The organism is Weissella sp. DD23 (assembly GCF_001579105.1).
GTDB classification, from domain to species: domain Bacteria; phylum Bacillota; class Bacilli; order Lactobacillales; family Lactobacillaceae; genus Weissella; species Weissella cibaria.
Map to the genome: position 1 here is coordinate 193502 of NZ_KQ970392.1, position 7032 is coordinate 200533.

6 protein-coding genes and 1 tRNA gene are annotated in these 7032 nt (G+C 43.7%); 6 read left to right on the forward strand and 1 reads right to left on the reverse strand.

Translation table 11 applies throughout. From position 1 onward, the window contains the following. Nucleotides 1-112: 112 nt before the first annotated feature. Nucleotides 113-185 (reverse strand) — tRNA-Lys (locus WEIDD23_RS05215). 189 nt (nt 186-374) lie between these two features. On the opposite strand from WEIDD23_RS05215, the gene yycF reads away from it, so the two are divergent. The 6 genes from yycF to WEIDD23_RS14545 form a co-directional block, all read left to right on the forward strand. Next, entirely contained in the window at nt 375-1076 is a 702-nt protein-coding gene (gene yycF / locus WEIDD23_RS05220) for a response regulator YycF (protein WP_010372075.1), read from the forward strand. A gap of 126 nt (nt 1077-1202) precedes the next feature. After that, nucleotides 1203-3080, forward strand: a complete 1878-nt coding sequence (gene walK, locus WEIDD23_RS05225; RefSeq protein ID WP_029237457.1) for a cell wall metabolism sensor histidine kinase WalK — start codon at nt 1203-1205, stop codon at nt 3078-3080. Then, nucleotides 3073-4398, forward strand: a complete 1326-nt coding sequence (gene yycH / locus WEIDD23_RS05230; protein WP_010372070.1) for a two-component system activity regulator YycH — start codon at nt 3073-3075, stop codon at nt 4396-4398. Before walK ends, yycH begins: the two co-directional genes overlap by 8 nt. Continuing rightward, nucleotides 4398-5210 carry a two-component system regulatory protein YycI gene (yycI, locus tag WEIDD23_RS05235; RefSeq protein WP_062358816.1) on the forward strand — a complete coding sequence of 271 codons (813 nt, stop codon included), beginning with the start codon at nt 4398-4400 and terminating at the stop codon, nt 5208-5210. Before yycH ends, yycI begins: the two co-directional genes overlap by 1 nt. A 101-nt stretch (nt 5211-5311) precedes the next feature. After that, nucleotides 5312-6112: an MBL fold metallo-hydrolase gene (locus WEIDD23_RS05240; protein ID WP_010372065.1), complete on the forward strand. Its 801-nt coding sequence runs from the start codon at nt 5312-5314 to the stop codon at nt 6110-6112. An 84-nt stretch (nt 6113-6196) separates the two neighbouring features. Then, nucleotides 6197-7032, forward strand: an 836-nt coding sequence (locus WEIDD23_RS14545) for a S1C family serine protease (protein WP_242865436.1), incomplete at its 3' end; no start/stop codon positions are given.

Below are 7032 nucleotides of genomic sequence, written 5' to 3' on the forward strand. Positions count from 1 at the left end.
GGTTTGTAGCCGATTGATGAAGGCGATGGTAAACGAGCTGCTTATCTAACTATGGGAATAATTATTGCAAAAAAGAAAACCACTAGATCAAATGACCTAGTGGTTTATGGGATGGGCAGACAGGGGCTCGAACCCTGGACCCACGGATTAAGAGTCCGTTGCTCTACCAACTGAGCTATCTGCCCATATTTCTATGCCGTTGCCTCAACAACAGAAACTATCTTACCAAGTCTATGAATGTTTTGCAACCCCCTTTTTGCGCAAAAAATGAATTGTATGACTAGAAAGTTACGAAAATCGTCTGAAAAGTTACGAAAACGCTGTAACATGATATAATTATTACCAGAGACCCGCCACTGGGAGGATGAAAACTAATGAGTAAAATTTTAGTCGTTGATGACGAAAAACCAATTTCAGATATTATTAAGTTTAATTTGACAAAAGAAGGATATGACGTTGTCGTGGCCATGGATGGTCGTGAAGCGTTAGATCTATTTGAAAGTGAAGATCCTGATTTAGTGTTGCTGGATCAGATGTTGCCTGAACTTGAAGGAACCGAAGTGTTGCGTCAAATTCGTACGAAGTCACAGACACCAGTTATTATGGTGACTGCTAAGGACTCAGAAATTGACAAAGTGCTTGGTTTGGAGATGGGGGCGGACGATTACGTGACGAAGCCATTCTCAAATCGTGAGTTGTTGGCGCGTATTAAAGCAAACCTACGTCGTCAGACGCCAGTTGTCGGTCAAAATGTGATGGATGACAGTGGTGATATTAAGATTGGTGCTTTGACGATTCACCCGGATGCTTACATGGTATCTAAGAATGGTCAAGATATCGAATTAACACACCGCGAATTTGAATTGTTGCACCACTTGGCTAAGCACATTGGTCAAGTGATGACGCGTGATGACTTGTTGCAAACGGTTTGGGGCTACGATTACTTTGGGGACGTGCGCACGGTTGACGTTACGGTTCGTCGAATTCGCGAAAAGATTGAAGAAACACCAAGTCACCCACAAATTTTGATGACGCGACGTGGTGTTGGTTACTATTTGAAGGCGTCTGAAGAATAATAACTAAACATTCGATAGAGTGGCTGTTAGCTACTATAAATAACGTACGTAACAGGCTGATGCCCTGCCGATTGGCATGGCATTAGCCTTTTTTAGTCAAAGTGGGAGATTTTAATGGCTGAAGATATGCAAGAGCCGAAGAAGTGGCGACGTTTTTTCTCGTCGATCCATTTTAAGATTGCATTAGTATTTACGCTCACGTTGTTGGTGACACTTGAGTTAGTTGGTGCCTTTTTCGTAAAGCGTTTGGAACAACAAAACCTGGCGAGTTTCCGAACCCAAATTGCTTTACCGGCATATGTTAATGATTCATTAACACAACAATTAACAAGTAGTGATCAGACAAAAGTGAATGCGGATATTCACACGATTTTGACATCGGTGAATAATGCGTCAATTTCTGAGATTACAGTTGTTGACTCCTCAGGGATTGTACGTGGCACAAGTGATATTAATAATCAAGACGAAGTGGGTCAAAAAACGACGGATGCCAATGTGAAAGCAGCGTTGGCTGGCGGTAAATATACCAAGAATCCGGTTGAGCAGCGTTCGGGCACACGGTACCAAGTGATGGTAAAGCCACTGGTTAGTTCATCAGCAGGCGAAAGTAACATCGTTGGGGTTGTTGAGGTTCGGGCTAGTTTAGAGACGGTTTATGACAATCTGAATCATATTTCACTGATTTACTTCTCTGCGTCGTTGCTGGCCGTGATGCTAGGTGTCGTGATGGCGGTTATTATCTCACGTAGCTTAACGAAGCCAATTGCGGAAATTAATGATCGAACAACTCGTATTGCGCAAGGTGATTATTCGGGTGGTATTTTAGTTCGCTCAAATGATGAGATTGGCCAACTGGCTGAAAATGTTAACGCCTTGGCTGTTCGAATTGAAGAAACAACGAATTCGACAGAGTTTGAACGTCGTCGATTGGATTCGGTGCTGGAACACATGACGGATGGGGTTATTGCAACTGATCGTCGTGGTAGCATCAACATCATTAATACGGCAGCACTGCAGATGACAGGAATTGATGACAGCACGGTTGCGATGGGGCAATCGATTCTGGAAGTTCTGCAAATATCAGATCGTTATAATTTGCGTGAATTGCTTGATAATCAAGAAGAATTATTGCTTGATTTCAGTACGGATGAGCGTCAATTGATTATTCGAGCGTACTTTAGTTTGATACAACGCGCGTCAGGCTTTATTTCAGGGCTGGTCATTGTGCTGCATGACGTCACAGAACAGCAGCGAATTGAATTGGAGCGTCGGCAATTCGTTTCAAACGTGTCACACGAGTTACGGACGCCGTTGACGTCTGTGAAGTCATACGTTGATGCGTTGCAAGAGGGTGCGATTGATGATCCTGAAGTGGCGCGCAATTTCTTGGCGGTTGCACAAGATGAAACGACCCGTATGATTCATATGATTAATGATTTGCTTGAGTTATCACGGATGGATTCAGGCACAATGAAGCTTGAAACAGAATATGTTAACGTGGGTGAGTTGTTTAATTATATTTTGAATCGTTTCGACATGATTATTGCGAACGATGATAAACCTGAAAAGTACTACACGATTAAACGTGAAATTCCAAAGGTGCAAATCTGGGTTGAGTTAGATACGTCTAAGTTCACCCAGGTAATTGATAACATTATGAATAATGCTATTAAGTATTCACCAGATGGTGGTGTGGTAACGGCCCGGATGATTGATAATCAGAAGGAAGTTGTGTTGAGTATCACAGACCAAGGTTTGGGAATTCCTAAAAAAGACTTGGGTCACATTTTTGATCGTTTCTTCCGTGTGGATAAAGCGCGTTCGCGTGCCCAAGGTGGTACGGGACTGGGATTGGCAATTTCAAAGGAAATTATTGAACGTTTTGGCGGCCGGATTTGGGTAGAATCGGCTGAGGGACAGGGCTCGACGTTCTCGATTTCATTGCCATATGAACCATACGATCCTACTGATGATGAGTGGGATGACGGAGAATGGGATGATTAATCGTCTACATTTTCGTTTGAAGGTGTTGATGCGCCGTTTCGGCCTTGTCACGGCGTTGATACTTGCAATTTTAGTAAGTTTAATTTTGTCGGTTGGTTTGTGGCGAAGTCCAGGGCGTGATTTGAAAAACGCGTCGGATGCGGATGCCACTAAGCAGGTTGTGGCGGCCAAGTCAGTGACCGGACTGTATGATTTAGATCAACTGGTGTATAACCAAAAAGATGGACAATACATGGTTGTGGACTACCGACCAACAACGACTAAGATGATTAAACGGTTAGCGGATTGGCAGATGACGTTTGATAAGAAGGAACGGTTATCGAATAAGGGTTATCTGAAAGCTTTGGCACAATCAAACACAATGGTAATGGCATTTCCAGATGCGGTTGCGGGTAACATTGTGGATGACATGCTGAGCGGTGATTTAGATTTGCCGACGAATGCTGAGATTAGTCGTATTCGCGTGCCGATGGGTGATGCGAATACGGTAGCGTTTTTTGATGATAAAAAACGCGTGGTTTATCGTTACAAGGTGACCTCTGCTGCTAAGACGATGGCTTCCTTTAAAATGAGCTCTGAAACTGTGCCAGTGGCGTACCGGTTAAACGGCAAGCATCTTTTGACGGATACGTTATCAGATGTGTCGCTACGTTCGTATAGTTATCTAATGGAGACGAATGGGACAAATAATTATTTGTCTTCGCTATTTGCTGGCACGACCACACCGAGTGCAACGCGTAAGGGAGATATCCTAACGTATAATGATGGGTCATCACGACAAATGACATTGAATACGAACAGCGGTGTGGTACACTTTGACGCCTATGACGTTGATAATGTCGGCGATGACTTCAATGAGCGAATGCGAATGGGCTACGATTGGTTAGTCCGCATTCATCAGATTCCGGATAACATTTATTTCTTTGAGAGCCACGATATGGGCCGTAATTTAACGTACCGATTATACGTGAACGGGTTACCGATTTATAACCAAACGACGTATGGAACGGTTCAAATTAAACAACATGATGTGCGACACGAAGAAATTGATTTTTCACAGTACTCGCTTCAGGTGCCACTACCAGCGGACAATGATTCGCGGGCCACGCTTTCTGATTCCGCTGCAGTTTACAAACAATTAGCGGATATTGGCATTAGTAAGAAACAAGTTGTTGATTTAGCATATGGTTATCGTTGGGTGTCTGACACGACTGAAAATGTGGTGACTTTGCAGCCTGAGTGGTACTTTGAGGTCGGCGACAAATGGCAAGCGGTGAAGGATGCGATTGCTGATGCGCAACAGGAGGGCGACGACTAATGGATTTTAAAAAGATATTAGCGACTTTTCTGGCTGTGTTTGTGGTGATTGATATTTTTTTAGCTGTGCAATGGTTTCAATTACATCAGCCTGCTTCCAATCCAACGTCATCAGAAAGTATTCTCACTGAGATGCGAAATGATGGCATTAAGGTTGGTAAACTTGGTCAAACTGAGAAGACGGGTTTCTATCTTGCCGGTAAGAGTGGCGAGACGTTTTTGCGAGATCGGTTATCGACATTAAGCAAGACGTGGGATGCGAAGCTGACGAATGATCAATTAACCGTTACGCCTAGTCGCACGATTAATCTAGGGAAGTCACGTGCAGACGTGCGCAAAGCAATTGATAAGATTGTTAACGATCCACGCAAGGTTATTGCCGGGTCGCAGTATCGCTATGATGCGAAGTTAACGGAGTATGCTAACAAAACCTCGACAGAGTCGGACGTTGTGGTTTATGCCCAGAAGATTTCTGATTCACGGTCGTTCATGTCGCAACGGGCGCAAATTAGATTTGTGCTCACCGCAAATCATGAATTAAAGAGCTATACGCAAAGTTATGTTGAAAATCCACAGGTGCTGCGTGACTCAACAAGTTTGATTTCGGAAGAGAAAGCGTTAATTGGGGCATATCAGTACAATGAGATTCCTAATAATGGCACGGTTAACTGGAGTGAGCTGGGGTATTCACCATTGACGACGGTGCATGGTGATATTATTTTTGTACCAGCTTGGATTTTTTCAGTAACAGACCCTTCTGATGAAACGACAATTTTACGGGTCAATGCGCTAAATGGCTCATTGATGAAATAATCACGTGTTAGAATAGTTAATGACGAAACGCCACATGACATTTTTGTCGTGTGGCGTTTTTTAACAGGTGATAAATACGATTAAGATAGGGGATGCACAAAGTGGCAAGTGAATTTAGTGTGTCAATGTTGGCTTCGGGTAGCCAAGGAAATGTGACCTATATTGAAACCCCCACGCATAAGGTGTTGGTGGACGCAGGGTTATCAGGTAAAAAGATTGATGGCCTAATGTCCCAAATTGGGCGATCGTTACAGGATGTTGATGCATTGTTTGTGACACACGAACATAGCGATCATATTGCGGGTGTTGGTGTTTTAGCTCGTAAATACGGGTTTGATATTTATGCTAATGCCAAAACATGGGATGCGATGGCCGGTAAAATTGGTAAGGCAAAGCCAGAACAAATGAACCTGTTTGAAGCGGGGGATACGAAGTTATTTGGTGATTTAGACGTCGAGAGTTTCAGCGTGTCGCACGATGCGGCTGATCCACAGTTCTATGCGTTTCATCACAATAATAAAACGTTCGCTATGTTAACTGATACGGGTTATGTGAATGATCGCATTGCTGGGACAATCCGTAATGCCGATGCGATTTTGATGGAAGCGAATCACGATTATGAAATGTTACGGATGGGTGGTTACGCTTGGTCATTGAAGCAACGTATTTTGAGCGATCAAGGACACTTATCAAATGAAGATGGTGCCTTAGCATTGACCGAAATTTTGGGTGATCGGACTAAAAATGTTTATTTGGGGCACTTGAGTCAAGAAAACAACCAAAAGCCATTGGCACATTTGACGGTCCAGCAAGTATTGGAAGAACATGACTTTGGTGTTAACCATGATTTTAATTTATTTGATACGGATCCAGCGGTTGCGACGAAATTGTTCGAGGTCTAAATTAGCGACCTTAAGCCGTCTTAAAGGGTTTATTTCTATAATTACGGTACAATAATCGGAAAATAGACATGGAGGGGAATAACCATGGACAACGGAGATAAGCGAGAGAAAAGTATGAAAAAGACATCAACCACAAAAATAGCAATTATCGGGATTGTTGCCGGGCTAGTCGGCGGTGGTGCCGCTGCTGGTGGCGTAACTTACCTGAATAATGCCGGCACTTTTTCAACAGTTACGACTGGTAAGACGACACCGGTGAAGGTAAGTAACTCGAACGTGAAGGGCGAATCTGATGCAACGAAGGCCTTTAACAAGGTGTCGGGCGCAGTTGTGTCAGTGATTAACTTGCAAAAGCAACAATCACTTTCAGACAGCGGCTCATTATTTGGTGGGTTGTTTGGTGGTGATGAGTCATCGTCAAGTGATAGCAAGTCAACAGATTCATCAGACCTTCAAACGGCTTCTGAGGGATCAGGAGTGGTTTACAAGAAGGATGGTAACACGGCTTATATCGTCACGAACAACCACGTGGTTTCAGGGTCAAACGCGTTGCAAGTCTTGTTGAGCGATGGGACTAAGCTGACGGCGACGTTGGTTGGTACTGATGAGCAAACTGATTTGGCTGTGTTGAAGATTAATGCAAGCAAGGTATCAGAGGTAGCTGACTTTGCTAACTCAAGTAAGATTGAGCCGGGACAATCAGTTTTGGCCATCGGGTCACCATTGGGATCAGAGTATGCGACGTCAGTGACAGAAGGAATCATTTCAGCAACGAAGCGTGAAGTCGATGCCACAAATGAGAATGGTGATTCACTCGGTAAGGCCACGGTTATCCAAACGGACGCGGCAATTAATCCCGGAAATTCAGGTGGCCCATTGGTAAACTTGGCCGGTCAAGTCGTTGGTATCAACTCAATGAA